This is a genomic window from Stenotrophomonas sp. 05N37, from assembly GCF_056397365.1.
This window is the reverse complement of the sequence record NZ_JBFTNG010000004.1, coordinates 141498-166551: the sequence shown is the minus strand read 5'-3', so window position 1 is coordinate 166551 and position 25054 is coordinate 141498. Positions and strand designations below refer to the sequence as shown.

Here is a 25054-nt window from a genome sequence, read left to right as displayed (position 1 = left end):
CGCCCCTGCGGCAGGACGACTCACGCCGAGCCGTGGAGCTCATCCCCGCAGCGTTGCGCCGCCGTCCACGTAAATGTCGCTCATCGCAATGTGGCCGGCCTGATCGGAGAGCAGGAACATGATTGCCTGGGCGATATCGTCCGGCGTGGCCAGCTTGCGCAGCGGGATGCCGGCCTTGTAGGTCAGGGGATTGCCGTCGATCACCCGCCGGGCGCCGTCCGCGTCCTGCCACATGCCGGTCTGCATCGGGGTCAGCGTGGAGCCCGGGGCGACGATGTTGCAGCGGATGCCATGCGGGGCAAGTTCCAGCCCCAGGCAGCGGGTGAACATGCTGGCGGCCGCCTTGGACGCGGCATAGGCCGCCATGCCGTGGCGCGGCACACCGGCGGCGTTGGAGCTGACAGTCACGATGGCACCGCGACGCCGCGGCGTCATCACCCGTGCCAACGCGCGCGACACATGGAATACCCCGTCGGTGTTGACCGCGAACACGCGCCGCCACTGCGCGTCATCGATCTGTTCCACCGTGCCGACCTGCAGCACGCCGGCAACGTTGATGCAGAAGCCGATCGGGCCAAGCGTGGTTTCGGCCCATGCGACCAATGCGTCCACGGCCGCAGCGTCGCTTACGTCCAGCGCCTTGGCGTGCAGATTGGCATGTACGGGGGCGTCCGGCGCAGTGAGGTCGGTGGCGATCACCACGCTGCCGCTGTCCAGCAGCAGCTGCACCAGCGCCGCGCCAATGCCGCCGGCCGCGCCGGTAACCAGGGCCAGGGTGCCGTCGAATCCGGTCAGTTTCATGCGGGACTATCCTGTTTTGATGCAATCACGGTGGGGGTGTCCCAGCGCTGCAGATGGCGCGACAGCCACGGCGCGAGCTGCGCCACGGCGTCGCGGCCGGTCAGCTCTGCGTGCAGGAACGGCAGTTCATGCGCATCCACCTCCCCGGCATGCGGCTCCCAGAGCGCGGCGTGCAGATGCGGGCGTGCGGCGTGGTCGCGGCCAGCGCGCACGTGCCGCAGCCGGCCGCCGTAGCGGCCATGGTGATGTGCGCGGATAAGGCTGTTGGTGCCGGTGACGGCGCGCACCACGCCGTCGAGTACGGCGTCGGGCAGGTTGCCCAGTGCGCTTTCGCCGCGGCGCAGGAACGCCAGGATGCGCGCGCGGCTGTCCAGTTCGGGATGTGCATCGGGATCGTGGCCGGCGATCGCCAGCAGGGCACGCAGGGCGGCGATCGGGTCGGGGGCCGGCTCGGCACGCCAGCATTCGCTGGGGTAGGCATCGAGCAGGACCAGCTCACCCACCGTGCGCCCGAGCGCCTGCAGGCGTACCGCCATGGCCTGGGCGATGATCCCGCCGACCGACCAGCCCAGCAGGTGCACAGCGCCCTCCGGCTGCACGGACAGGACGCGCGCCACGTAGGTGGCGGCCAGCGCGTCGATGCTGTCGGGCAAGGGGTCTGCCGGGTCGAGCGCCGGTGACTGCAGGCCATGCACGCTGCGCGCAGGCTGCAGGGCACGGGCCAGGTCGCGGTAGTTCCACGCGATGCCGCCCGCCGGGTGCACCACGAACAACGGCGCCCTGCCCGGCTCGCCAGCGGCCAGGGTGATCATCGGTGCGAGGCCGTGGTCGATGTCGCCCGACGGCGCGTCCAGCAGCGCAGCCAGGCCCGCGACGGTCGGGTGCGAGAACACCGCACCGAGGCCGGGGTCGCGCCGCCAATGCTGCTGGATCGCCAGCAGCAGGTGCACCGCAGACAGTGAATCGCCGCCCAGGCTGAAGAAGTCCGCGTCGGCGCCGACCGGCGCATCCTGGCCCAGCACCTGCGCGAACAGCCCGGCCAGCACCTGTTCGTTTGCCGTCCGCGGCGCACGGCCGGTGGGCCCCTGCGCTGCTGGGGCGGGCAGCGCGGTGCGGTCGAGCTTGCCATTGGCGGTGACCGGCCACTGTTCGATCTCGACCAGGGCACTGGGCAGCATATAGTCGGGCAGGCGCGCGGCGATCCCGGCACGCATCCGCTCGATGTGCAGCGCGGTGCCGGAGACGTAGGCCACCAGCCGGCGGTCGCCGGGCCGGTCCTCGCGCAGCATCACCTCGGCCCGCGTCACGCCGGGCTGCGCATGCAGCGCGGCCTCGATCTCGCCCAGTTCGATGCGCAGGCCCCGCAACTTGACCTGCTGGTCGCTGCGGCCGAGGTACTCGAGTGCACCGTCGGCGCGCCATCGCGCGATGTCGCCGCTGCGGTACAGCCGGCCGCCGGGCACGTGCGGATCGGCGATGAAGCGCTCGGCGGTGAGGTCGTCGCGGCCGAGATAGCCGCGCGCCAGCTGCACCCCGCCCAGGTAGAGATCGCCGGGCACGCCGGCAGGCAAGGCGCGCATGCGCGCATCGAGCACGTACAGACGGGTGTTCCAGACCGGGTGCCCGATCGGCACCGGCTGCGAATGGTCTTCGCGGCCGGCCGGCCACCAGCTCACATCCACCGCAGCCTCGGTCGGGCCGTACAGGTTGTGCAGTTCCGCCGCAACGGTGGCGTGGAAACGATCGCGCAGCGCCGGCTCCAGTGCCTCGCCGCTGGTGAACACGCGGCGCAGTTGCAACCCGCGCACCGCGGGCACGGCCAGGAAGGCGTCCAGCATCGAGGGCACGAAATGCACGCTGGTGATGCGCGCGTGGCGGATCAACCCGGCCAATGCGACGGGATCGCGGTGCAGCCCGGGCGCGGCGATCACCAGCGTGGCGCCGCACAGCAGTGGCAGGAAGAACTCCCAGACCGACACGTCGAAGGTGGCCGGGGTCTTCTGCAGGATGCGCTCATCGGCGCCGATGCCGTAATGGCTGCGCATCCACAGCAAGCGGTTGACGATGGCGCGGTGCTCGACCAGCACGCCCTTGGGCTCGCCGGTGGAGCCGGAGGTGTAGATGACATAGGCCGCGTCGTGCAGCGCGGTGGCGTCGACCAGTGCCTTGTCGCTGGCCGTCGCCCAGTGCGCTGGCGCCAGCACCGGCACGCTGCCGAAACGCTGCGCGTCGTCGCCGGCGGCCAGCACGCAGACCGGCTGCGCGGACGCCAGGATCCGTGCCAGGCGATCATCCGGGTGGGCAAGGTCGAGCGGCAGGTAGGCGCCCCCCGCACGCAGCACGGCGACCAACGCGACCAGCAGTTCCAGCGAGCGCGGCAGCGCTACCGCCACCGTGGATTCCCGCCCTACCCCCTGCGCCTGCAGCTGCAGGGCCAGGGCACGGCTGCGCTGCTCAAGCGCGGCATAGCTGAGCCGGGCATCGCCGAACACCAGCGCGGTCGCGTCCGGGCTGGCGTGCATCGCCGCCGCCAGCAGCGCGCTCAAGGTCACCTCCGGCACGGGATGCGTGGTGGCATTGAGCTCGACCAGATGGCGATGCGCCTCGGCAGGCGTTGCCAGGGCGATGTCCTCCATCCGCCCGCCCTGGTCGTGCACGTCCAGGGCGGAGGCGATGAAGTGCAGCAGGCGCTCGGCATGCGCGGCCACCGTCTCGGCCGTGTACAACGCCGGGTTGGCCTCGATTTCCAGGTCCAGCAGCGCGTGGCCATCGCCGCGGAAGCCGAATGTGATGTCCTCGACCGGGCCGGTGCCCAACACTTCCAGCCGCGCCTGCACGCCGGCCAGCGGCAACGGCCGGTAGAACGGCTGCAGGTTGATCAACGGCCCAAACAGGCGGCGCTGGCCGCCGATGAGGCCGAGGTCGCGGCGCAGCTGCTCGCCGCGGTAGCGGCCGTGCCGACGGCCGCGCAGCAGGTCGCGCGCGATCGTGCGCACGACGCCGGCCACGCTGTCGTCGGCCGCGCCCACCCGCAGCGGAAGCACGTTCATCACCATGGCCGGAACACGCGCCGAGGCACTGCCCAAGCGGCCCATGAACGGCACGCCCACGACCACCTCGTCCAGCGCGCTGAAGCGACGGCAGTACGTGGCCGCGAATGCGGCCAGGAGGTCTGGCCAGGGCTGCCCGATCTGCTGGGCGGCGCCATGCAGCCGCGCCCGCAGTGCAAAGGGCACGTCGCGGACCTGCCGCAGCGCGTCGGCCGCGGCGGCGGCAGCGGCGCCCGCCAGCCCCTCGGCGGCCGGCGCCCCCGCCATGTACTGCTGCCAGTACGCGGCATCCGTCGCCCGCCGCTCGCCGTGCCGATAGTCGGTGTCCTCGGCCAGCACCGGTGCCAGCGCTGCGAGCGCGGGGCTGTCGTGCCCTTCCCCGGCATACAGCGTGCTGACCCGCTCACTGAACACCGCCATGCCGTAGCCATCGGTGGCCAGGTGATGCACGCGCAGGTACCACGCGTAGCGTTGCCCGCCCAGCACGAACAGGCATTGCCGGGCGACCCGTTCGCGGGCCGGGTGCACCGGCAGCAACCGATCCCGGTCCATCGCCGCACGTGCCGCCGCCGTCGGGTCGGGCTGTGCGGTCAGGTCCACCACCTGCAGCGCGGGCACCTGCGCGGGATCGTGCCATTGCCGTGGCTGGCCCGCGTCATCGGTCGCGAACCGCAGCGCAAGCGCCTGCGCCTCTGCCGCCGCGGTGTCGCAGGCGGCGATGAACCGCGGCAGCGACAGCGCGCCGTCGATCCACAGCACGTGCGCGGTGTTGAACGCGGCCGGTTCGCTCGCCAACTGCTGGGCGTACCACAGCCCGGCCTGCGCCTCGGTCAACGCAACGGGGGTGATGTCGCTCATGCGCGCTCGGTGCTGGCCTGCAGCCGCTGCACCACGCGCCACCACCCAGCCAGGGTGGCGTGCTCGGCCAGGTGGCTGAACTCCAGCGCGATGCCAGTGTTGCTCCAGGCTAGCACCAGCCCCAGCACGCGCATCGAGTCCAGGCCAAGGTCGATCAGGTTGTCATCGTCGCCAATCGCCTCGGGGGCTTCGCCAAGCATGCCGGCCACGTCGGCGCGCATGCGCTCGATGTCCAGTGCCGCACTGCGGGTGTCGGGGGTCATGCCAGTGCCTCCAGCAGCTGCGCGGTGGTGAGCGGGACGCCGCAGGTGCGGGCGATCAGGTGCAGGGCCAGGTCATGGTCGGCACGCGAGAAGTCGGCCACCGCATCGGCGGCGATGAAGGCCTCGATGTCGCGTTGGAACGCCTCGCTCACCGTGGCCGTGCAGCCGATATGCGCGTAGACACCGGTCACCAGCAACTGATCGCGGCCGCGGGCGCGCATCAGGGTCTCCAGATTGCTGCGCTGGAAGGCGCTGTAGCGGTGCTTGACCAGCACGTGGTCGCCAGCCGCCGGGGCCAGCGCCGCCACGATGGGTTCGTGATCCGGCGTGGCGTGCATGCCGGGCCCCCACAGGTCGGCCTGCAGGCCACGGTCGCGGTGGTCCTGGTTGCCGCGCTGGGCGGTGTAGAACACCGGAATGCCGCGTGCACGGCAGTGCGCCAGCAGCCGCGCGATGTTGGCCAGGACCGGTGCCAGCGGTGCGCTGTCGGCGTCGAAAGCGGCCAGGAAATACTGCTGCATGTCGTGCACCAGCAGGCCCAGGCGCTCGCTGCGCGGTTGCCAGGGGCCGCGCCCGACCGGCAGTTCGCTGGCCAACGGCAGCGGATAGGGGGAAATCTTCGGCAGCGCCATCAGCGCGGTTCTCCTGTCTCTTCGAGGTAACGCGCGCGCAGCTGCGCACGCAGTTCGCGGCGGCTGACCTTGCCCACCGCCGTGGTGCCGAAGGCATCGACGAACACCACCTGGTCGGGCACCTTGAAGGCGGCCAGGCCGCGTCCGCGCACCCAAGCCTTGAGGCTGGCCGCGCTCGGCGGCGTGTCACGCGCGATCACGAAAGCACAGCTGCGCTCGCCGAGGTAGGCATCGGGCATGGACACCACCGCCGCGTCGAAGACATCGGCATGCGCCAGCAGGTGGTCTTCGATTTCCTCGGCGGAGATCTTTTCGCCGGCGCGGTTGATGTGGTCGCCTGCCCGTCCCTGCACCACCAGGTAGCCGCCGGGCAGCTGCTGCACCATGTCGCCGGTGCGGTAGTAGCCATCTTCGGTGAAGGCGCGCGCATTGGCGGCTGGATCATTGTGGTACGCGCGGATGGTGTAAGGGCCGCGCGTCAGCAGGTGGCCGATGCCGCCCGCGGCGACCGGGTGGCCGTGGTCGTCGACCACCAGCACTTCGTCATCCGGCGAAATCGGCCTGCCCTGCGTGGTCAGCACCACCTCCAGCGGATCATGCAGGCGGGTGTAGTTGACCAGTCCTTCGGCCATGCCGAATACCTGCTGCAACGTACACCCCAGCGCATCGACCACGCGCCGGGCGGCCTCCGGGACCAGTTTGGCGCCGCCCACCTGCAGCACCTTCAGGCTGGACAGGTCGTGCGTACCCGTGGCGGCGGCCTGGGCCCAGAGCAATGCCAGTGGCGGCACCAGGCCGACGCAGGTCACGCCCTCGCGCGCGATCAACGGGAAGGCCGCATCCGGCCCCGGGCCGGGGCTCAGCACCACCCGTGCACCGGCGTACAGCGCACCGAAGAAACCGGGTGAGCTCATCGGGAAGTTGTGCGCGGCCGGCAGTGCGACCAGGTACACGCTGCTGCGGTCGATGCCGCAGATCTCGTTGCTGGCGCGGAACGAATAAATGTAGTCGTCGTGGGTGCGTGGGATCAGCTTGGACAGGCCGGTGCTGCCGCCGGACAACTGCAGGAACGCGACGGACTGCGGGTCTGGATCGGCCGGCAGGCCGGTGTCGTCCCCGGCCAGCGCGTCGACGGCGGTGAACTCGGCGGCATCGCCGACGATCAGCACGTGCTGCAGCGCCGGCTCGGCGGCCTGCAGTTCGCGGGCGAGCGTGCGGTAGTCGAAGCCATCCTGCACGGCCGCAGCGATGTAGGCCCGGGCCTGGGCCTTGCGCAGCACATGGCCGACCTCGGTGATGCGGTGCGCCGGCAGGGCGAACACCGGCACCAGCCCCGCCCGGAACAGGCCGCAGACCACGCTCACGAATTCGGGGACGTTGCCCAGCTGGACCACCACCCGGTCGCCCGGCACCAGCCCGCGCGCGAGCAGCCCCGCGCCGATCCGGCCGGCCTCCTGCCACAGGGCGGCGTAGCTCAGGCGTACCGACCCCCCCACCACCGCGATGTCATCGGGGTAGCGCGTGGCGCGGTCGCGCAGGAAGCCGGGGAACGTCTCCCCGGTCCAATACCCTGCGGCGCGGTAGCGCGCCACCGATCCGGGCGGCCAGGTCTGGCGCAGCGGCACCAGCGCGGATGTGGGGGCAGCAGTCATCAGCAACTCCGGTTATTCATGAGGCGGGCACCTGGTCCACGCCGAGCGCGTTCAACAGGGCCCCGAACTTGGCGGCGGTTTCGGCAACTTCCAGCGCCGGCTGCGAGTCGGCAACGATGCCGGCGCCGGCGTACACGCGCGCGTGGTCGCCCTGCAGGCGTGCGCAGCGGATCGCCACGTACCAGTCGCCATCGCCCTCGGCATCGATCCAGCCGACGGCGCCGGCGTAGAAGCCGCGCGGCACCGGCTCCAGTGCCCGGATGGTATCCAGCGCCAACTGGCGCGGCGTGCCGCATACCGCCGGCGTGGGGTGCAGCGCCGCGACCAGGCTGGCGACCGATGTCGTCGCGTCGGCCAGCGTGGCGGTGATGCGCGTGCCCAGGTGCCACATGGTGGCGGTGGCGTGCAGTGATGGACGCGGCTCGGCCTCGATCCGCGCGCACCACGGCGACAGCGCCGCGACGATGGCCTCCACCACGTGGCGGTGCTCGTCATGGTCCTTGGCCGAGGCCAGCAAGGCCTGCGCGGTACGTGCATCGTCGTCGGGATTGCTGCTGCGGCGCGCCGAGCCGGCCAGCGGATGCGACAGCACCTCGCGGCCGCGGCGCGAGACCAGCAGTTCCGGCGTCGCCCCGACCAGCCACGCCGGTGCCGCATCGGCCGCGACCGGCAGCGGCACCAGGTAGGTGGCCACGCTGGCGTCATGCCCAAGGCGCGTGGCCAGCTCGCGCGGCGCGACCGGCGGGTCGCAGCGCAGGTGCAGGCTGCGTGCCAGCACCACCTTGTGCAGTGCCGGCCGGGCCTGCCGCAGGGCGGTCAATGCATGCGCCACGCTGTCGGCATAGCGCGCGGCGCTGGGCTCGGCGGCGATGCTGCCGGCAAAACGCGGTGCGGGTGGCGCGGTGGTGGTGGCGTTGCTGGACAGCCATTGCGGCTGGTGCAGCGCATCGTGTTCAACCGGATCGAACGGCAGCGCACCGACCAGCAGCGGCAGGCCTGCGCGTGGCGTGGCAAAGAAGGCGGCCACGCGGTCGGCCAGCGTGGCGAGGCTGCCGCGCGGCAGCGGCGCGCGACAGCCGTGCGCCTCCAGCGAGCGCAGCGGCGCGCGCAGCAGGAACGGGGTGGCATCGCTGGCCTGCGCGACGCACACGCCGGCATCGACGTGGGACGCACCCGGGTGCAGCACCTCGTTCATGCCGCTGCCCCCGCCCGGTGGCGCAGCGCCGCGATCGACAGCAGCACCAGCAAGGCGCCCACCAACAGGTACGGCGCACTCGGCCGCCACTGGTAGAGCAGCGTGCCGAGCATCGGCCCGATCACCATGCCCAGGCCCTGGACCGACGCCACGGTACCGGCGGCGGCGCCCTGCTCATGGGCCTGGACCGAATCGGCGGCCAATGCCTGGAACGAGGGAAACACGAAGCCCATCCCGAACGCGGCCACGGCGTACGCGGCCAGCAGCGCCCAACGGCTCTCCACCAGCGCCACCGAGGCGAAGCCCACGCCGCTGATCAACGCGCCGATGGCGATCCAGCGACGCGCCGGCACGCCGGTCAGCTTCATCACCAGTCCCTGCGCCAGGATGAGGCCCACGCCCACCGCGGTGAGCGCGAGCCCGGCCGCACGCGCGCCATCGGCCGGAGACAGGTGCAGGCGGTCGATGGCGAAGAAGCCCACGGTCACCTGGGCGATGGTGACCGAAACCATGGCCGCGAATACCGCCAGGATCGGCAGGCGCAGGCGTGGATCGGCCCAGTGCAGGGGGGTGCGTGGGGCGGTGTTGGCGGGGGTGCGCGGTGCGTCGGCGGGCAGGCGCCAGGCGATCACCGCCAACGACAGCAGCGGCAGGACGGCGGCGACGTACAGGGTGAGCGACAACTGTTGGAAGGCGATCCAGCCTGCGGCCGCCGGCCCCACCACCATGCCCAGCGCATTGGCGCTGCCGAGCTTGGCCATGGCGGCAGCGCGCTGCCCGGGCGCGGCGCCGTCGGCAACCAGCGCCGCCGCGGTCGGGGGCACCGCGGCATAGAACAGGCCGACCAGCGCACGCGTGCCCACCAGCACCGCGACGGACAGCCACAGCGCGGGCGGGCGCGCCAACGCGGTGTCGACGAACACGGCCAGGGCCACGTAGATCACCACATAGGCGGCCAGTGCGATCAGCAGCACGCGCTTGCGCCCGACCCGGTCGCTCAGCACGCCCCAGCGGCGTGCCGACAGCATCCACAGCACGCCCGCGGAGGTCACCGACAACCCGGCGTGCCACTCGGCCAGGCCGAGCAAGCGCACTACCGGGCCGATCACCGCGACGAAGGCCATCATCGCCATCGTCCCGGTCAAGGCCGCAAAGACCAGGGCAGGCAACCCTGGCACCACCGAACGCTCACCCATGCACCACCACCACGCCAATCAAGGAAAGGTCGCGCGGCGCGGCAGCGCGGCGCGTCGGACTGATCGGCTTCGACGATGTGCATCGACGTGGCTATCCGCACAAATGATAACAGGTCGTATTCGCGATTTGGCCGAGGTGCGCCCGCGCGTTCATCCACGCCGCAGCCTTGCCACGGCATTGATGTCGATCAACACGCACACACAGCGACGCGACTAAGCTGGCCCTACCCCACCACGGCCTCTGCAATGGCGTCACTCCCACCCGGCACTGCCCTCCCCCGCATCGTCGCCGATGCAGCGCACGGCCTGGCCGTGCAGATCATCAGCCTGACCGGCGAAATCTGGAGCGGCGACGTGCGTGAGATCAGCCTGCCCGGCAGCGAAGGACGCTTCGGGGTGCTGGCCCAGCACGCGCCGCTGCTGGCCACGCTGCGCGAGGGCATGGTCTCGGTGTTCCCGGTCGGTGCCGAGCCGCCCCTGCATGTCTATGTGTCCGGCGGCCATGTGGAGGTGCAACCTGGCCGGGTGATCGTGCTGGCCGACCTCGGCCTGCGCAGTGAGGACCTCGACGACGCGCGGGCCCGCGCCGCGCGCGAGGCGGCCAGCGCGCCGATGGCCGCCGAGCTGACCGACCCGGACAACGCCAAGGTGCATGCCGAACTCGCCTGGCTGCGCGGTCAGCACCTGCGCGCCTTGCCCTGGAAGTAACACCGCCGCCCTGCCCGCAAGGACTCCCGCGATGCTCAAGCGACTGCAGGACCTGTTCCGCTATTTCAATGGCGCCGTGCCGTTCCGGCTGGTGCCTGCCCTGATCGCAACGGCGGTGCTGGTCACCCTGTTGCTGCTGCCCTGCCCCGACGGGCTCACGCCGAAGGCATGGGGACTGGTGGCGATCTTCCTGACCACCATCGTGGCGATCATCCTCAAGGTGATGCCGATCGGGGTGATGGCGCTGATGGCGATCGTGATCGTCTCGTTGTCCCAGGTCACGTCCAGTTCCTCCAAGGGGGCCATCACCGACGCCCTCGGCAGTTTCGCCAGCCCGCTGATCTGGCTGATCGTGGTGGCCATCCTGATTTCGCGCGGGCTGAAAAAGACCGGGTTGGGAAGTCGGATCGGGCTGATGTTCATCGCCCTGCTCGGCAAGCGCACGCTCGGGGTGGGCTATGGGCTGGCGATATGCGAGCTGGTGCTGGCCCCGTTCACCCCCAGCAACACCGCGCGCGGCGGCGGCATCGTGCACCCGGTGATGCGCTCGATCGCCAATGCGTTCGATTCGGACCCGGCCAAGGGCACCGAAAGCAAGGTCGGCACCTACCTGGCGCTGGTCAACTACCACGCCAACCCGATCACCTCGGCGATGTTCGTCACGGCGACCGCGCCCAATCCGCTGGTGGTGGATTACGTGGCCAGGGCCACCGGCCAGCAGCTGCACCTCAGCTGGACCACCTGGGCGCTGTGCATGCTGGTGCCCGGCCTGGTCTGCCTGCTGCTGATGCCGCTGGTGATCTACCTGCTGTCGCCGCCGCAACTGAAAGCCACGCCCGATGCGGTCGACTTCGCGCGTGGCGAACTGGCAAGGATGGGGCCGCTGGCGCCTAGGGAGAAGGTGATGATGGGCACCTTCGGCCTGCTGCTGGTGCTGTGGGCGAACGTGCCGGCCATGCTGTTCGGGCCCGCCTGGACACTGGACCCGACCGTCGTCGCCTTCCTCGGGCTGTTCGTGCTGATCATCACCGGTACCCTCGACTGGGACGACGTGCTGTCGGAGAAGAGCGCCTGGGACACGCTGGTCTGGTTCGGTGCCTTGGTGATGATGGCCGAGCAGCTCAACAAGCTCGGCGTCATCGGCTGGTTCTCCGAGGGCATGAAGCACGCCATCGTCGCCAGCGGCATGGGCTGGCAGGCCATCGCCGCGGTGCTGGTGCTGGCCTTCGTGTTTTCGCACTATCTGTTCGCCAGCACCACCGCGCACATCAGCGCGATGCTGCTGGCCTTCCTCGGCGTCGGTGCGTTGCTGATTCCGGCCGACTACGTGGTGCCCTTCATGCTGATGATGACCGCCGGCTCGGCGATCATGATGACGCTCACCCACTACGCCACCGGGACCTCGCCGATCATCTTCGGCAGCGGGTACGTCAGCCTGGGCACCTGGTGGCGGGTCGGATTTCTGATGTGCGTGTTCGAACTGCTGGTGTTCGCCGTCATCGGCGGCGCGTGGTGGAAAGTGCTCGGCTATTGGTGATCCTGCGCCCTCGCGCCGCTGCGGCGTTTGGTCACGCCCGGCACTGCCTCAACCCAACATATGATGTTGACGATGAGGCAGACCCACACTATGTTGTGTTTATCGGCTCCCCGCTTCCGCCAGGCCCGGTTCCCCGTCACGCCCTTGCATGCCCCCTCGGCTGCACGGCATGACCACCCGAACAGCGCCTGGAAGCGAGCCCCCTCCTCGGTCAACACCGCGGACGATCCCCCTGCCTCCATGACGCCCGCCCGGCCGTCGCGATGCCCGCATCGCGACGCGACATCTGCGCACCGCATGGACTCCCGATGATCAACGAAGACACCACCGTTACCGATACACCCCCGCAGTTGGAGGCGATTGCCAGCGGCAGCCAGCCGGGCCTGTGGATCAGCAAGGAAGGCGGCAACCGGCGCATGCCCTTCGAACAGGCGCGCCTGCTGCGTTCCATCCAGGCCGTGCATGCCGAGTTCCCGCACCTGGACCTGGCCGACTACCAGCGCAGCGTGCTGGCACTGGTGCACCGTCGTGAACAGCTCAACGCCGATGAACTGGTCGACCTGCTGATCCGCGAGGCCGAATCGCGCATCGACCTGGTCGCGCCGGACTGGGAACACTTCGCCGCACGCCTTTACCTGCGCCGCCTGTACAAGCGCGCCAGCAAGAACCGCTTCTACGATGCCAGCCTCAAGTACGGCTCCTACGTGGGCCTGCAGGAAAGCCTCGCCGATCGCAACGTGTATTCGATCGATATCCTCAAGACGTACTCCAAGGACGAGCTGGAGGAAGCCGGGGCGATGATCGAGCCCGAGCGCGACCTGCTGTTCGCCTACAACGGGCTGTACCTGCTGGCCACGCGCTACCTGGCCACCGACCACTCCCGGGGGGTGTACGAGCTGCCGCAGGAGCGCTGGCTCACCATTGCGCTGTACCTGATGCAGAACGAGCATCTCAGCGGCGACCGCACCCGCGCCCGGCGCATGCGCCTGGTCCGCGAGGCCTACTGGGCGCTGTCGCACCTGTACATGACCGTGGCCACGCCGACCCTGGCCAACGCGGGCAAGGTGGGCGGGCAGCTGTCGTCGTGCTTCATCGACACGGTGGACGACAGCCTGCAGGGCATCTACGACTCCAATACCGACGTGGCGCGCGTGTCCAAGCATGGCGGCGGCGTGGGCGCCTACCTGGGCTACGTGCGCTCGGCGGGCGCGCCGATCCGTGGCGTGGCCAACTCGTCCGGCGGCGTGGTGCCGTGGATCAAGCAGCTCAACAACACGGCCGTCAGCGTGGACCAGCTTGGCCAGCGCAAGGGTGCCATCGCGGTCTACCTGGACGTCTGGCATCGCGACATCGAGGCCTTCCTCGACCTGCGCCTGAACAATGGCGACCAGCGCCTGCGCGCGCACGATGTGTTCACCTCGGTGTGCCTGCCGGACCTGTTCATGGAGGCGGTGGAGCGGCGCGGCGACTGGTATCTGTTCGATCCGTACGAGGTGAAGCGGATCAAGGGCTGGTACCTGCAGGACTTCCACGATGAGCAGCGCGGCCAGGGCAGTTTCCGCGAACGCTATGCCGAGGTCGTCGCCGACGAACGCATCGGCCGCCGCACGATCAAGGCCATCGACCTGTTCAAGCGGATCATGGTCAGCCAGCTGGAAACCGGCAATCCCTTCATGTTCTACCGGGACGAAGTGAACCGGATGAACCCCAACAAGCACGCCGGCAAGGTGTATTCCAGCAACCTGTGCACCGAGATCCTGCAGAACATGAGCCCGACCCGGCTGATGCAGGAGATGATCAGCGGTGACCAGATCGTCACCACCCGCCAGGCCGGTGATTTCGTGGTGTGCAACCTGTCCTCGATCAACCTCGGCCGTGCGGTCACCGCCGCGCCGGACCTGCTGTCCAGCGATGTGCTGGAGCGGCTGGTCCCGATCCAGGTGCGCATGCTCGACAACGTCATCGACCTCAACCAGCTGCCGGTGCCGCAGGCCACCATCACCAACCGCAAGTACCGCGCCATCGGGCTGGGCACGTTCGGCTGGCACCACCTGCTGGCGCAGCAGCAGATCCACTGGAATGACGTACAGGCCGAGGCCTACGCCGATACCTTGTACGAGCGGATCAACTACCTGGCGATCCAGGCCAGCATGCGCCTGGCCGAGGAGAAGGGCCGCTACAGCACCTTCCTCGGCAGCGACTGGCAGACCGGCGAGTACTTCCGCGCGCGCGGTTACGACAGCCCGGCCTGGCAGGAGCTGGCCGCGCAGGTCAGCGTGCATGGCCTGCGCAACGGCTGGCTGCTGGCGGTGGCGCCGAACATGAGCACCGCGCAGATCGCCGGCTCCAGCGCCTCGATCGACCCGGTCTACGGCGCGTTCTACTACGAGGAAAAGAAGGACTTCCGCCGCCCGGTCGCCGCGCCCGGCCTGTCGCTGGAGACCTACCCGTATTACGAAAAGGGTGCCTACCGGCTGGACCAGTTCGCCAGCATCCGCCAGAACGCCCGCCGCCAGCGCCACGTGGACCAGGCAATCAGCTTCAACCTGTACGTGCCCAGCACCATCCGCGCCAGCACCCTGCTCGCCCTGCACATGAGCGCCTGGCGCGAGGGCCTGAAAACGACCTACTACGTGCGCTCCAACGACATCGACATCACCGAATGCGAGTGGTGTGGGAGCTGACGACCGCCGGTCGTCAACGGGTAGTGCCGGCCGTTGGTCGGCCACCAGGCAAACGCACGTCACCGATAACCAGGATACCCCCATGGCAACACCCCTCGAGCGCATCAAGATTCTCGAACCGCGCCACCCCAACCGCTCCACCGGCATCATCAATGGCCGCACCAGCGGCATCCTCAACTGGAACGACATCCCCTACCCGTCCTTCTACCGGGCGTACAAGGAGCTGTCGACCAACTTCTGGATTCCCGACGAAGTGGACATGAAGGGCGACGCACGCGGCTACGGCGAGCTCAACGCGCGCGAGAAGAACGCCTACGATTCCATCATCGGCCTGCTGGCTACGCTGGATTCGCCGCAGACCCGTTTCATCTACAACGTGGCCGAGTACATCACCGACCCGGCCGCGCACGCCAACGCGGCGATCATCGGCCAGCAGGAAGTGATCCACAACGAGAGCTACAGCTACGTGCTGGCCTCCATCGCCGGGCTGGCCGACCAGAACCGCGTGTTCGAGATCGCGCGCACCCACCCTACGATCCAGGCGCGCAACCAGCCGATCATGCAGTCCTACGACGACTTCATGCGCGAGAAAACCGCCGAGACCCTGATCCGCTCGCTGATCCAGTCCTCGATCCTGGAGGGCATCAATTTCTATTCGGGCTTCGCGTTCTTCTACAACCTGGTCCGCCAGAACCGGATGACCGGCACCGGCAAGATCATCAGCTTCATCAACCGCGACGAGCTGGCCCACACCAAGTTCATCAGCGAGCTGATCCGCGCCATCATCGGCGAGAACCCGCAGCTGCAGGGTGACGCGCTCACGGCCTACGTGCACGACGCGTTCGAGCACGCCATCGCGCTGGAAACGCGCTGGACCGGCGAGGTGCTGGACGGCATCGACGGCATCGACGTGGACGAGATGATCCGCTACGTGAAGTACCGCGCCAACAAGATGGCCGGCATGCTCGGCATCGAGAAGCTCTACAGCGATACCAACGTCAACGTGATGCCGTGGATCAAGGCCTACGCCGACAATTTCACCGAGACCAAGACCGACTTCTTCGAGATGCGCAACGCCAGCTACAAGAAGACCAATGCGGACAATGGCTTCGACGATCTGTGAGCCGCCCATGCGCATCCTGATGGCCTATGCATCGTTGAGCGGCAACACGCGCGAGGTGGCGCGGCGGGTCGCGGCACGTTGCCAGGCAACCGGCCACTCGTTGCAGCTGCTGGACGTGGACGGCGATGCAACCGCCGCACTGGCGCAGCCACGCGATGCGCTGTTGCTGGGCTGCTGGACCGACAACGCCGGCCGTACCCCGGCGGAGATGAAGGCGTTCGTGGCCACGCTGCGCGATTCCGCAGGGCTGCCGCCCGGCCCCGGCGTGGCCGTGTTCGGCACCGGCGAAACCCAGTGGGGCCCGGAGTACTACTGCGGCGCCGCGCACCGCCTGGCACGGTTCTTCGGCTCACCGCACCCGGTACTCCAGATCGAGCAGATGCCACACGGCCAGGCCGATACCCATGCCATCCACCAATGGACCGACACCGTGTTGGCCCGCATCGAGACCGCTATCCATGCAGATCCTGCACGCCGCCACGCCTGACGCCTACCGCGCCGCCCTGCGCGACCATCCCGCCGTGCTGGTGGATTTCCACAAGGACAACTGCCCCGGCTGTCGCATGCTGGACATGTCGCTGGCCAGCATCGCCGACTCGCCACGGGCCGCGGGCATCGTGCTGCTCAAGGTGCACCTGGAAACCATCGGCGACGTGTTCTTCCGCAGCCTGGGCCTGCGCCAGACGCCCACCTTGCTGCTGATCCGTGACGGGCAGGAAGTGGCGCGGATGGCCGGGTATCAGTCACCGAAACAGATCGGTGAGGCGCTGGCCTCGCTGATGCCGGCCTGAAATGCCCCGCCAGGTGAAGGCCACGTCGCCCGGGCGGTGAGCCATTTCGTGCAGCCGAGCAACGCTCCGCGCTACCGGTGTGGTTGCGTGGTTACGCCGTTTGACGGCCCAGCAACCCGCGCCGTTTGAACCACCACTCCAGCGGCAGCGTCACCAGCGGCGGCACGGCGGCCAGCAATGCGAGCGCCGCCGCCCACCACGGCCAACGCAGGCGCACCGCCGCCAGCAGGGTCACCACCACGTACCCCATGAAGGCGACGCCATGCAACGGCCCGAACACGCGCACGCCCACCGGGGTGGGATCGGCGGCGTGGTATTTGAAGTACATGCCGATCAGCAACCCGGCCCAGGTCAGTGCTTCGATGAAAGCGACGGTGGCGAATACGCGACCCATCGGGCGCATCGGAAGAGTGGCGTTCAAAGCAGGCTCGGCTCGGCACGGGAGAGAACGCCCATGATAGCCGCGAATCGAGAATGCGACCCGTTTACAGGTCTCCGCCGTCGCCACGGGCGTGCACGGCGACCGCGCACGCCCGCATCCCTCAGACGAACATGCCGCCCGAGGCTTCCACGCGCTGCGCGTTGATCCACGCGGTGCGCGGCGACAACAGCGCGGCAGCGACCGGACCGATGTCATCCGGCTGGCCGGCGCGGCCGAGCGCGGTGATCGAGGCGACCATGCCATTGACGTGCTCGTCGTCGCGCACGCGGCCGCCGCCAAAATCGGTGGCGATGGCGCCCGGCGCGAGCGTGTTGGCGCTGATCCCCCGTGCGCCAAGTTCCTTGGCCAGGTAACGGGTGAACACCTCGATGCCGCCCTTCATCATCGCGTAGGCCGAACTGCCCGGCAGCGAGAACCGCGCCAGGCCGCTGGACACGTTGAGGATGCGTCCGCCGTCCGCGATCAGCGGCAGCAGTGCCTGGGTCAGGAAGAACGGCCCCTTCAGGTGCACTGCCACCGCGTGGTCGAACTGTTCCGGGGTGGTGTCGGCGATGCTTGCGTACAGGCCTTCGCCGGCGTTGTTGAGCAGGCCCTGCAGGTGCGTGGCACCCCAGCCGCCCAGGACCTGCTTCACCTGCCCGGCGAACGCGGCGAAGCGGCCGCTGTCGGCCACGTCCAGCGGCAACGCGGCGGCGCGACGGCCCAATGCCTCGATCTGCGCGACCACCTCCAGGGCGGCGTCGGCCTGGCTGCGGTAGGTCAGCACGATGTCGGCGCCATCGGCGGCCAGGGCCAGGGCGGCATTGCGGCCCAGGCCACGGCTGCCGCCGGTGACGAGGACGATACGGGAGGAGCTGCTCATTTCGATTCTCCAGCGTTGAGGTGTGGGTACAGCCTATTGATCTTGCGGCGCCGCATAAATAACGCGATCCTGATTTGACTGTTCAACATCAGATAACAATCCATGGACCGCCTCGACCAGTTGCGCAGCTTCCTGCGCGTCGCCGAACTCGGCTCGTTCACCGGGGCGGCCGACAGCCTCGGCCTGCCCAAGGCCAGTGTGTCGCTGGCGGTGCAGCGGCTGGAGGCCGAGGTGGGCGTGCAGCTCCTTCACCGCACCACCCGTCGCGTCCAGCTCAGTGCCGACGGTGCGCAGTTCCAGCAGCGCGCCCGCGACCTGCTCGACGACATGGAAGAGCTGCAGGGCATGTTCCGCCGCCAGACCAGCCAGCTCAAAGGCCGGCTGCGGGTGGATATGTCCAGCGGCCTGGCCCGGCAGCTGGTGATCCCGCACCTGCCCGGTTTCCTGGCCCAGCACCCCGGCCTGGAAATCGAGCTGAGCGGCACCGACCGCCGCGTCGACCTGGTGCGCGAGGGCTTCGACTGCGTGCTGCGGGTGGGCAGCCTGGACGACAACACGCTCGTCGCCCGCCCGCTGGGGCTGATGCAGATCGTCAACTGTGCCAGCCCGGCGTACCTGGCCGCGCATGGCACCCCGCACGAACTGATGGACCTGTCCGATCACGCCCTGATCCACTACGTCGGCACGCTCGGCCAACGTTCCCCGGGGTTCGAGTATCCCGACGGCGCCGGCTACCGCAGTCTGCCGATGCGCGGGCCGATCACCGTCAACAGTGGCGAAGGCTACAACGCTGCCGCGTTGGCCGGGCTGGGCATCATCCAGGTGCCCCGGCTCGGGGTGCGCCAGGCGCTGGCCGCCGGCACGCTGGTGGAAGTGCTGCCGCAGCTGGCCGCCGAGCCGATGCCGGTGACCCTGCTGTATGCGCAGCGCCGCCACCTGCCGCAACGCGTCACGGCGTTCATGGACTGGGTAGCCGGGGTGATCCAGCCGGAACTGTCGCGGGAGGACTAGCGCAACCGCGCAGGCGGTGAACATTCATGCACGATTGAATGCACGGTTATGCGCATTAGCGCGCACGTTTTGGTATAGTGTGCCGCTCAAGACGGCGAGAAGATGCGCGTTTTCGCCGGTTTGACCGACATTCCCTGCACCTCCCATGTCCTCCGAGTCGTTCATGACCTCCGAAGCCCTGCCCGGCGAACGCCAACAGACCATCCTGCGCCTGCTGCGCGAACACGGCCGTGTGTTCTCCGCGCCGCTGGCGGTGCAGATGGGGGTGTCGGAAGACTCGATCCGCCGCGACCTGCGCGATCTGGCCAGCCAGGGCCAGTGTCGCAAGGTGTACGGCGGCGCCCTGCCCGCCGCGCCGGCGTTCCCGCCACTGGTCGACCGCCACGCCCAGCAACGCGAACAGAAGCAGGCCCTGGCCCGCGCCGCTGCCGCGCATGTCCGCCCGGGCGAGCTTGTGCTGCTCGACGCCGGTTCCACCAACAGCGCCATCGCCGCCTGCCTGCCCGACCAGCAGGGCATCCGGGTGATCACCAACGCGCCGGATATCGCCGTGCTGTTGATGGCGCGCAGCGGTATCGAGGTCAGCCTGATCGGCGGCCGGCTGGACCCGCGCATCGGCGCGGCCGTCGGTGCGCAAGCGCTCGAAGCGATCGCCGCGTTGCGGGTGGACGTGTGTTTCATCGGTACCTGCGCAGTGGATGCGGAGGCCGGGATGTGGGCCGTGGATGGCGAGGAGGCTGCGCTCAAGCGCGCGATGCTCGCCGCGAGCAGCCGCTGCGTGGTGGTGGCCAGCAACGAAAAGCTCGGCGCGCAGGCCGCGCATCGCATCGGCGGCGTCGAGCAGATCGACATCCTGGTGCTCGAAGCCGACGCACCGTCCGCCCAGGCCGAGGCGTTCGCGCGTCGCGGCGTCGATCTCCACCACGCCCGCGCAGAGTGAGACCGCCCCCGATGTCCACGCTTACCCGTTCCGCCCTTGCCGGCACGCGCACCGAACAGCACGCCACCCGCGCCGCGTTCTTCCTGCCCGGTTTCGCCACCGCCGCGTGGGCGCCCCTGGTGCCCTTCGCCAAATCCCGCACCGGCCTGGATGAAGGCTCGCTCGGCCTGGTGCTGCTGTGCCTGGGCGCCGGTTCGCTGCTGTCGATGCCGCTGGCCGGCATGTTGGCCGCCCGCCATGGTTGCCGGGCGGTGATGATCGCAACCCTCATCATGGTGATTGCCGCCCTGCCGCTGCTGGCCATTGCGCCCTCGCCGTGGACGCTGGGCCTGGCCCTGTTCGTGTTCGGCGCGGGCGTAGGGGCCTGCGACTGCACCATGAACATCCAGGCGGTGATGGTCGAGCGCGACAGCGGGCGCCCGATGATGTCCGGTTTCCACGCCTTCTACAGCATCGGCGGCGCCGTCGGCGCGGCGGCGATGACCGCGCTGCTCGCCCTGCATCTGCCGCCGTGGCTGGTGTGCCTGCTGGGGTCGGCGGTGATGGCCGCGCTGCTGGCGGCCTCGCTGCCGTTCTGGCGCAATGACAAGGCAGCGTCCGGCGCACCGGTATTCGCCGTGCCGCAGGGCGTGGTGCTGGGTATCGGCGTGCTGTGCTTCGTCGCCTTCCTCGCCGAAGGCGCGATGCTCGACTGGAGCGCGGTGTTCCTGCATGAAGTGCAGCACGTCGACCCCTCGCGTGCCGGGCTGGGCTTCATGACGTTCGCGATCGCGATGACGGTCACGCGACTGGTCGGCGACGGCGTGGTGGCTCGGTTGGGACGACACCGCGCGATCCTGCTTGGCAGCCTGGTCGCCGCGGGCGGTTTCGCCCTGGTCACCTTCGCCCCGGCGCTGCCGCTGGCGCTGTTCGGCTACGCGCTGATCGGCCTGGGCTGCGCCAACATCGTGCCGGCGCTGTTCTCGATGGCCGGCAACCAGAAGACCATGCCCGAAAGCCTGGCCATCCCGGCCATCACCACGCTCGGTTACGCCGGCGTACTGGCCGGGCCGGCGCTGATCGGCTTCGTCGCCCAGGGCAGCAGCCTGGTGTTCGCGTTCTGCCTGGTCGCCGCTGCGCTGTTGCTGATCGGGCTGTCGGCGCGCTGGCTGAAGGCCTGAGCCCCACCCTGACCCATGCAGCGGCGCCCAGCCTCACCTGCGCGCCGCTGCGTCGGCCGTACGCATCCGTTCCCCGCAGCGTGCGCGGCGGGGTCGCACGTGGCGTAGCCGCGCTGGCTGTACCGGCAGGGCTCCCTCGCGTGTCGAGTTGCCGGCGCGACGAGGCCCACGCGGTCGCGCAGCGCAGCACGGCGCCGGCGGCAGCTGGCGTTACCATCGGGTGACTGCTTACCGGATGCGCACCATGACGGCCCTGGCCTTCGATCCCCGCCCGCGCCGCGCGGCCTTCCGTGCGCTGCATGACACGGGCTGCTTCGTGCTGCCCAATCCCTGGGATGCGGGCAGCGCACGCTACCTCCACGGCCTGGGCTTCCAGGCATTGGCCTCGACCAGTTCCGGCTATGCGTGGAGCCAGGCCCAGGCCGATGGCACGCTGACCCTGGAGGAGACACTGGCCCATCTGCATTCCCTCGCCGCTGCCACGCCGCTGCCGTTGAACGCCGATTTCGGCGATGGCTTCGGCGCTCTCGAGGAGGTGGGCCGCAATGTCACCCGCGCGATCGCCACCGGCGTGGCCGGCATCTCCATTGAAGACGCCAGCGTGGATCCTGCGAGCCCGTTGCGCACGCTGGACGATGCCGTGGCACGGGTGCGTGCCGCGCGCCGCGCGATCGACGCGTCCGGCGAGGACGTGCTGCTGGTCGGCCGCGCCGAGAACTTCTTCGTCGGCCGTCCCGACCTGGACGATGCGATCACCCGCCTGCGCGCCTATGCCGAGGCGGGCGCGGACTGCCTGTACGCACCGGGCATCAGCACCCGCGAGCAGATCGAGGCCGTCGTGGCTGCGGTGGCGCCGCGGCCGGTCAACCTGCTGGTCGGCAGCGCGTTGCCGTTCACCCTGCAGGATATCGCGGGGATGGGGGTACGCCGGGTCAGCGTCGGCGGTGCGATGGCGCGCACCGCCTGGGGCGGAATGATGCGCGCCGCGCAGTTGCTGAAGGACGAAGGCCGCTTCGACGGCTTCGCCGATGCGGCCTCCGGGGCCGTGCTGAATCAACTGTTCCGCTGACCCGGCTCAGTGGCTGGACAGCACCCCCACCGCGCCGGTGACCAAGGCGATCCCTGCCCAGCCGATCGGGCGCAGGCGGTTGCCGAACAGCACGCGCCCGCAGAGGGCGGTACCGATTACGCCCATGGCACCCCACATCGCATACGCCGTAGCCAGATCCAGTGTCTTGACGGCCTGGCCGAGCAGCGCGAAGGCGATCCAGACCAGCACGATCGCGGCGAAGCCCCAGGCCGGCTTACGGAAACCATCGGACGTGGCGACCATCATGTTGGCGGCGATATCGATCAGCGCCGAGCACAGCACGAACAGGAAAGCGGTGAGGTTCATGGCGCGTGCTCCTCGCCGAGGGTGACGCAGACGATGCCGACCGCCGCCATCACCAGCCCGATCATCTGCTGCACGGACAGGCTGTCCTTGAACACAACGATGCCGACCAGCGTGAGAAGCGTCAGGCCCAGGCCTTCCCAGACGGCGTAGGCCACGCCCACCGCGATACCGCGCACCGACAGCGCCAGGAAGTAATACGAAATGGCCAGGGCCACGGCCATGACGGCATAGCCGAGGTAACCGCCATGACGCGCGGCATCGGCCATGAACGTGGTGCCGACCACTTCGGCGACGATCGCCACGATCAGGCAGGCCCATGCGATAAGACCGCCACGGGCACGGGGTTGGGAATGCACCTGTGTGTGCATGGAAAGCTCCTTGATTGCGGCCGGTACGCGCTGACGGAACGCCGGGCACCGGGCATCGGCCGGGAGGGCGGATGCGGATGTGTCGCTGCTTGCCGGTGACGTGGGTGGCGACACCGACACGAGGGCCGGTAAGGACCGACCGATGATCGGCACGCGGCCCTGCGATGGCACCCGAACGACGCGGCCAGTATCATCGTATTTTCCATCAGGCCAAAGATGGAACCCATCGACAAAGGCGATACATCCATGCGCTATGGCCCGGAATCCCTGCACGCCTTCGTCGAGGCCGCGGCACTCGGCTCGTTCTCCGCCGCCGCGCGCCGGCTGAAAAAGACCCAGTCCACCGTCAGCACCGCGATCGCCACGCTGGAGGCCGACCTGGGCCTCACCTTGTTCGACCGCAGTGGCCGTTATCCGGTGCTGACCGAGGACGGTCGCAAAGTGCTTGGCCATGCGCAGGAAATCCTCGCTGCCGCCGACCGCCTGGAGCAGCTCAGCATCCGTCTGGCCGATGAGGTGGAGCCGCGCCTGAGCCTGGTGTTCTCGGATATCTACCAGCTCAACCCGGACCAGCACCTGCTGCGCCGGTTCGAACAGCGGTTTCCCGATATCGACCTGGAGTGGCTGGATGCCGAAGGCAGCGACGTGCTGGAGGTCGTGCAGCGTGGCCGCGCCCATCTCGGACTGATCCCGCATCAGCCGGCGTACCCCTCCGAACTGGCGGTGCGCGCCCTGCCCCTGCGTGCGGAAATGGCCGTGTTCGTTGCCGCCGATCACGCGCTGGCCGCGCTGCCCGCACCGGAGGAATCGCACCTGGCCCGTCATCGCCAGATCTGCCTGAGTGGCGATGCGCTGCGCGACGGCCACGCGCGCGGGCGCACGTGGTCGGCCTCGGACTACCTGATGGTGCTGGAGATGGCCGAGGACGGCTTCGGCTGGGCCGAACTGCCCCGGGCGCTGGTGGCGCGCTACGGTCGGGGCATGCTGGTCGAGCTGCCCCTGCCCGGCTGGCCACGGCTGGTGTCCACCGATGCGGTGTGGCGCAAAGGCGCGCCGCTGGGGCCGGCAGCGCTGTGGTTGCTGGATCAGTTTCAACTGCCGGCCCCCTGACACCCACCCGCCGGTCAGGACGCAGCCTGCTCCCTGCGCTGCAGCGCTGCCAGGGCCACCATGACCACCACCGCCATCCCCGCAGAAAAGGCGACCAGCGGCCACGCCGTGTCTCCGGGCAGCACCAGCACCACGGCAGTGCCTACCGCACCAACGAGCACGCTCTGCGCGCAGAAGTACGCCGCCACCGCAGTGCCCGCGGCATCGTCGGCATGCTTCAACGCCCCGTTCGCGGTCACTGCCACCGTCGCCACCATGCCCACGGCCGATACCCACATCGGCACGATGAAGGTCACGAAAGACGGGCGACCCAGCCACGGCCCTGCCATGAGCAGGGCTGCACCGACCAGCAGCAGTCCCATGCCGCGTGCCAGGCAGCCGGCCTCGCCCCAGCGCAGCACCGCGCGACGGACCCCGCGGGTGGCCACCATCATCACCACAGCGACCGTGCCGAAGACCAGGCTGAACGCCACCGGCGCGAAGCCGGCGCGCTCGATGAGCACGCGCGGCGCTGTCGAGAAGAACACGAAGAACGTTCCCATTGCCGCGCTGAAGCCCAGCGTGTATGTCCAGAAGCGCAGGCTGCGCAGCACCTGACCCATCGGCGAGCGAGATACGCGTGTGCGACGGACATGGGTTTCCTGCCATCCGCGTACCGCATTGGCTACGGCGAGTGCGGCAAGCACAGCCAACGCGATGAAGATCGCGCGCCAGCCCCAGCTGCTCTCCAGCAGCGCACCAAGAATCGGCCCCAACGCGGGAACGAAGGCCAGCGCCGCACCGAACATGGCGTAGATCGTGGTGCCCTCCTCGCGATGCGCATAGACGTCGCGCACGGTGGCGAACGTTGCCACCAGCATCGCCGAGGCACCCAGCGCCTGCAGCACACGACACGCGATGAAGGGCGCCGCGGTCGAGGACGCGGCCAGGCCAAGCGAGGCGACCGCAAACAGCGTGCCACCCCCAAGCAGGACCGGGCGCCGACCAAGACGATCCGCAAGCGGACCAAACAGCAGTTGACCCACGCCGAGCAGCACCATGTACACGCTCAGCGTTAGTTGGATGACCGCCGGGGTCGTGCCGAGCACGCGTGGCATCTCGGGCACGACGGGAAGATAGATATCCATCGCCAGCGAGGCCAGGATATCGAAGGGCGCCATCAGCCACAGGGCTGCGGACAGGGAATGGGACCAGACAGGATGTTGAACAGGCATGGATGCGCCTCCGCACAGTGATGAACACAGGGCGGCCTCTGCCACATCGGAACAATGCAGT

The 25054-nt window shown here is 69.3% G+C and carries 23 protein-coding genes; 11 read left to right on the top strand and 12 right to left on the bottom strand.

Translation table 11 applies throughout. From position 1 onward, the window contains the following. Positions 1–39 precede the first annotated feature (39 nt). Genes AC1DGC_RS13590 through AC1DGC_RS13560 form a run of 7 tightly spaced genes read right to left on the bottom strand, consistent with a single transcriptional unit; the run spans position 40 to position 9647 of the window. Positions 40–801 carry a 2,3-dihydro-2,3-dihydroxybenzoate dehydrogenase gene (locus tag AC1DGC_RS13590; RefSeq protein ID WP_449334345.1) on the bottom strand — a complete coding sequence of 254 codons (762 nt, stop codon included), beginning with the start codon at positions 799–801 and terminating at the stop codon, positions 40–42. After that, the gene (locus AC1DGC_RS13585) at positions 798–4709 is read right to left on the bottom strand and encodes an amino acid adenylation domain-containing protein (protein WP_478048094.1); all 3912 of its coding nucleotides are present in this window, start codon (positions 4707–4709) and stop codon (positions 798–800) included. Before AC1DGC_RS13585 ends, AC1DGC_RS13590 begins: the two co-directional genes overlap by 4 nt. Then, complete coding sequence (locus AC1DGC_RS13580) at positions 4706–4972, bottom strand: phosphopantetheine-binding protein (RefSeq protein WP_259202772.1); 267 nt, start codon at positions 4970–4972, stop codon at positions 4706–4708. The genes AC1DGC_RS13585 and AC1DGC_RS13580 overlap by 4 nt, the downstream gene beginning before the upstream one ends. Then, complete coding sequence (locus AC1DGC_RS13575; protein ID WP_478048093.1) at positions 4969–5604, bottom strand: isochorismatase family protein; 636 nt, start codon at positions 5602–5604, stop codon at positions 4969–4971. The genes AC1DGC_RS13580 and AC1DGC_RS13575 overlap by 4 nt, the downstream gene beginning before the upstream one ends. After that, positions 5604–7256, bottom strand: coding sequence for a (2,3-dihydroxybenzoyl)adenylate synthase (locus tag AC1DGC_RS13570; RefSeq protein ID WP_478048092.1), 1653 nt, complete (start codon positions 7254–7256; stop codon positions 5604–5606). The genes AC1DGC_RS13575 and AC1DGC_RS13570 overlap by 1 nt, the downstream gene beginning before the upstream one ends. 16 nt (positions 7257–7272) lie before the next feature. After that, the gene (locus tag AC1DGC_RS13565) at positions 7273–8451 is read right to left on the bottom strand and encodes an isochorismate synthase (protein ID WP_478048091.1); all 1179 of its coding nucleotides are present in this window, start codon (positions 8449–8451) and stop codon (positions 7273–7275) included. Further along, entirely contained in the window at positions 8448–9647 is a 1200-nt protein-coding gene (locus AC1DGC_RS13560) for an MFS transporter (protein ID WP_478048090.1), read from the bottom strand. Before AC1DGC_RS13560 ends, AC1DGC_RS13565 begins: the two co-directional genes overlap by 4 nt. Before the next feature lie 246 nt (positions 9648–9893). Here AC1DGC_RS13560 and atpC point away from each other — a divergent pair, with 246 nt between their 5' ends. The 6 genes from atpC to AC1DGC_RS13530 all read left to right on the top strand — a co-directional run bounded on the left by atpC (position 9894) and on the right by AC1DGC_RS13530 (position 16490). Then, complete coding sequence (atpC, locus tag AC1DGC_RS13555; RefSeq protein WP_478048089.1) at positions 9894–10355, top strand: ATP synthase F1 subunit epsilon; 462 nt, start codon at positions 9894–9896, stop codon at positions 10353–10355. A gap of 31 nt (positions 10356–10386) precedes the next feature. After that, positions 10387–11892: a DASS family sodium-coupled anion symporter gene (locus tag AC1DGC_RS13550; RefSeq protein WP_478048088.1), complete on the top strand. Its 1506-nt coding sequence runs from the start codon at positions 10387–10389 to the stop codon at positions 11890–11892. 308 nt (positions 11893–12200) lie between these two features. Then, positions 12201–14576: a ribonucleoside-diphosphate reductase subunit alpha gene (locus AC1DGC_RS13545; RefSeq protein WP_478048087.1), complete on the top strand. Its 2376-nt coding sequence runs from the start codon at positions 12201–12203 to the stop codon at positions 14574–14576. An 82-nt stretch (positions 14577–14658) separates the two neighbouring features. After that, complete coding sequence (locus tag AC1DGC_RS13540) at positions 14659–15699, top strand: ribonucleotide-diphosphate reductase subunit beta (protein ID WP_259202781.1); 1041 nt, start codon at positions 14659–14661, stop codon at positions 15697–15699. A gap of 7 nt (positions 15700–15706) precedes the next feature. Continuing rightward, complete coding sequence (locus AC1DGC_RS13535) at positions 15707–16186, top strand: flavodoxin (protein ID WP_478048086.1); 480 nt, start codon at positions 15707–15709, stop codon at positions 16184–16186. Continuing rightward, on the top strand, positions 16158–16490 hold the full coding sequence (locus AC1DGC_RS13530) for a thioredoxin family protein (RefSeq protein WP_394162108.1): 333 nt from the start codon (positions 16158–16160) through the stop codon (positions 16488–16490). Before AC1DGC_RS13535 ends, AC1DGC_RS13530 begins: the two co-directional genes overlap by 29 nt. Positions 16491–16581: 91 nt before the next feature. On the opposite strand, the gene AC1DGC_RS13525 is transcribed toward AC1DGC_RS13530, so the two are convergent. Both AC1DGC_RS13525 and AC1DGC_RS13520 read right to left on the bottom strand, forming a co-directional pair. Next, entirely contained in the window at positions 16582–16893 is a 312-nt protein-coding gene (locus AC1DGC_RS13525; RefSeq protein WP_478048192.1) for a DUF3817 domain-containing protein, read from the bottom strand. Between the two features lie 139 nt (positions 16894–17032). Then, positions 17033–17794, bottom strand: a complete 762-nt coding sequence (locus AC1DGC_RS13520) for an SDR family NAD(P)-dependent oxidoreductase (RefSeq protein WP_449334354.1) — start codon at positions 17792–17794, stop codon at positions 17033–17035. A gap of 102 nt (positions 17795–17896) precedes the next feature. Between AC1DGC_RS13520 and AC1DGC_RS13515 the strand changes: the two genes are divergently transcribed. The 4 genes from AC1DGC_RS13515 (at position 17897) to AC1DGC_RS13500 (ending at position 21974) form a co-directional block, all read left to right on the top strand. Then, the gene (locus AC1DGC_RS13515; protein WP_478048085.1) at positions 17897–18805 is read left to right on the top strand and encodes a LysR family transcriptional regulator; all 909 of its coding nucleotides are present in this window, start codon (positions 17897–17899) and stop codon (positions 18803–18805) included. A 145-nt stretch (positions 18806–18950) separates the two neighbouring features. Continuing rightward, positions 18951–19745: a DeoR/GlpR family DNA-binding transcription regulator gene (locus AC1DGC_RS13510; protein WP_478048084.1), complete on the top strand. Its 795-nt coding sequence runs from the start codon at positions 18951–18953 to the stop codon at positions 19743–19745. Positions 19746–19756: 11 nt separating this feature from the next. Beyond that, positions 19757–20905, top strand: a complete 1149-nt coding sequence (locus tag AC1DGC_RS13505; protein WP_478048083.1) for an MFS transporter — start codon at positions 19757–19759, stop codon at positions 20903–20905. 244 nt (positions 20906–21149) lie between these two features. Further along, complete coding sequence (locus tag AC1DGC_RS13500) at positions 21150–21974, top strand: isocitrate lyase/PEP mutase family protein (RefSeq protein WP_478048082.1); 825 nt, start codon at positions 21150–21152, stop codon at positions 21972–21974. A 6-nt stretch (positions 21975–21980) separates the two neighbouring features. Here AC1DGC_RS13500 and AC1DGC_RS13495 read toward each other — a convergent pair whose 3' ends face one another. Then, entirely contained in the window at positions 21981–22301 is a 321-nt protein-coding gene (locus AC1DGC_RS13495) for an SMR family transporter (RefSeq protein WP_259202792.1), read from the bottom strand. Beyond that, positions 22298–22669 carry a DMT family transporter gene (locus AC1DGC_RS13490; protein WP_478048081.1) on the bottom strand — a complete coding sequence of 124 codons (372 nt, stop codon included), beginning with the start codon at positions 22667–22669 and terminating at the stop codon, positions 22298–22300. Before AC1DGC_RS13490 ends, AC1DGC_RS13495 begins: the two co-directional genes overlap by 4 nt. A gap of 246 nt (positions 22670–22915) precedes the next feature. Here AC1DGC_RS13490 and AC1DGC_RS13485 point away from each other — a divergent pair, with 246 nt between their 5' ends. Continuing rightward, positions 22916–23779 carry a LysR family transcriptional regulator gene (locus AC1DGC_RS13485; RefSeq protein WP_478048080.1) on the top strand — a complete coding sequence of 288 codons (864 nt, stop codon included), beginning with the start codon at positions 22916–22918 and terminating at the stop codon, positions 23777–23779. A 14-nt stretch (positions 23780–23793) separates the two neighbouring features. On the opposite strand, the gene cml is transcribed toward AC1DGC_RS13485, so the two are convergent. Continuing rightward, positions 23794–24993, bottom strand: a complete 1200-nt coding sequence (cml, locus tag AC1DGC_RS13480; RefSeq protein WP_478048079.1) for a CmlA/FloR family chloramphenicol efflux MFS transporter — start codon at positions 24991–24993, stop codon at positions 23794–23796. Positions 24994–25054: the final 61 nt, after the last annotated feature.

What these genes read in the sequence shown, in the direction of transcription:
- AC1DGC_RS13590 (WP_449334345.1), bottom strand. Translation starts at nt 801, where the DNA reads ATGAAACTGACCGGATTCGACGGCACCCTGGCCCTGGTTACCGGCGCG.
- AC1DGC_RS13505 (WP_478048083.1), top strand. Translation starts at nt 19,757, where the DNA reads ATGTCCACGCTTACCCGTTCCGCCCTTGCCGGCACGCGCACCGAACAG.
- AC1DGC_RS13575 (WP_478048093.1), bottom strand. Translation starts at nt 5,604, where the DNA reads ATGGCGCTGCCGAAGATTTCCCCCTATCCGCTGCCGTTGGCCAGCGAA.
- AC1DGC_RS13545 (WP_478048087.1), top strand. Translation starts at nt 12,201, where the DNA reads ATGATCAACGAAGACACCACCGTTACCGATACACCCCCGCAGTTGGAG.
- AC1DGC_RS13525 (WP_478048192.1), bottom strand. Translation starts at nt 16,893, where the DNA reads ATGCGCCCGATGGGTCGCGTATTCGCCACCGTCGCTTTCATCGAAGCA.
- AC1DGC_RS13490 (WP_478048081.1), bottom strand. Translation starts at nt 22,669, where the DNA reads ATGCACACACAGGTGCATTCCCAACCCCGTGCCCGTGGCGGTCTTATC.
- AC1DGC_RS13560 (WP_478048090.1), bottom strand. Translation starts at nt 9,647, where the DNA reads ATGGGTGAGCGTTCGGTGGTGCCAGGGTTGCCTGCCCTGGTCTTTGCG.
- cml (WP_478048079.1), bottom strand. Translation starts at nt 24,993, where the DNA reads ATGCCTGTTCAACATCCTGTCTGGTCCCATTCCCTGTCCGCAGCCCTG.
- AC1DGC_RS13530 (WP_394162108.1), top strand. Translation starts at nt 16,158, where the DNA reads ATGCAGATCCTGCACGCCGCCACGCCTGACGCCTACCGCGCCGCCCTG.
- AC1DGC_RS13520 (WP_449334354.1), bottom strand. Translation starts at nt 17,794, where the DNA reads ATGAGCAGCTCCTCCCGTATCGTCCTCGTCACCGGCGGCAGCCGTGGC.
- atpC (WP_478048089.1), top strand. Translation starts at nt 9,894, where the DNA reads ATGGCGTCACTCCCACCCGGCACTGCCCTCCCCCGCATCGTCGCCGAT.
- AC1DGC_RS13585 (WP_478048094.1), bottom strand. Translation starts at nt 4,709, where the DNA reads ATGAGCGACATCACCCCCGTTGCGTTGACCGAGGCGCAGGCCGGGCTG.
- AC1DGC_RS13500 (WP_478048082.1), top strand. Translation starts at nt 21,150, where the DNA reads ATGACGGCCCTGGCCTTCGATCCCCGCCCGCGCCGCGCGGCCTTCCGT.
- AC1DGC_RS13510 (WP_478048084.1), top strand. Translation starts at nt 18,951, where the DNA reads ATGTCCTCCGAGTCGTTCATGACCTCCGAAGCCCTGCCCGGCGAACGC.
- AC1DGC_RS13570 (WP_478048092.1), bottom strand. Translation starts at nt 7,256, where the DNA reads ATGACTGCTGCCCCCACATCCGCGCTGGTGCCGCTGCGCCAGACCTGG.
- AC1DGC_RS13485 (WP_478048080.1), top strand. Translation starts at nt 22,916, where the DNA reads ATGCGCTATGGCCCGGAATCCCTGCACGCCTTCGTCGAGGCCGCGGCA.
- AC1DGC_RS13495 (WP_259202792.1), bottom strand. Translation starts at nt 22,301, where the DNA reads ATGAACCTCACCGCTTTCCTGTTCGTGCTGTGCTCGGCGCTGATCGAT.
- AC1DGC_RS13550 (WP_478048088.1), top strand. Translation starts at nt 10,387, where the DNA reads ATGCTCAAGCGACTGCAGGACCTGTTCCGCTATTTCAATGGCGCCGTG.
- AC1DGC_RS13535 (WP_478048086.1), top strand. Translation starts at nt 15,707, where the DNA reads ATGCGCATCCTGATGGCCTATGCATCGTTGAGCGGCAACACGCGCGAG.
- AC1DGC_RS13540 (WP_259202781.1), top strand. Translation starts at nt 14,659, where the DNA reads ATGGCAACACCCCTCGAGCGCATCAAGATTCTCGAACCGCGCCACCCC.
- AC1DGC_RS13580 (WP_259202772.1), bottom strand. Translation starts at nt 4,972, where the DNA reads ATGACCCCCGACACCCGCAGTGCGGCACTGGACATCGAGCGCATGCGC.
- AC1DGC_RS13515 (WP_478048085.1), top strand. Translation starts at nt 17,897, where the DNA reads ATGGACCGCCTCGACCAGTTGCGCAGCTTCCTGCGCGTCGCCGAACTC.
- AC1DGC_RS13565 (WP_478048091.1), bottom strand. Translation starts at nt 8,451, where the DNA reads ATGAACGAGGTGCTGCACCCGGGTGCGTCCCACGTCGATGCCGGCGTG.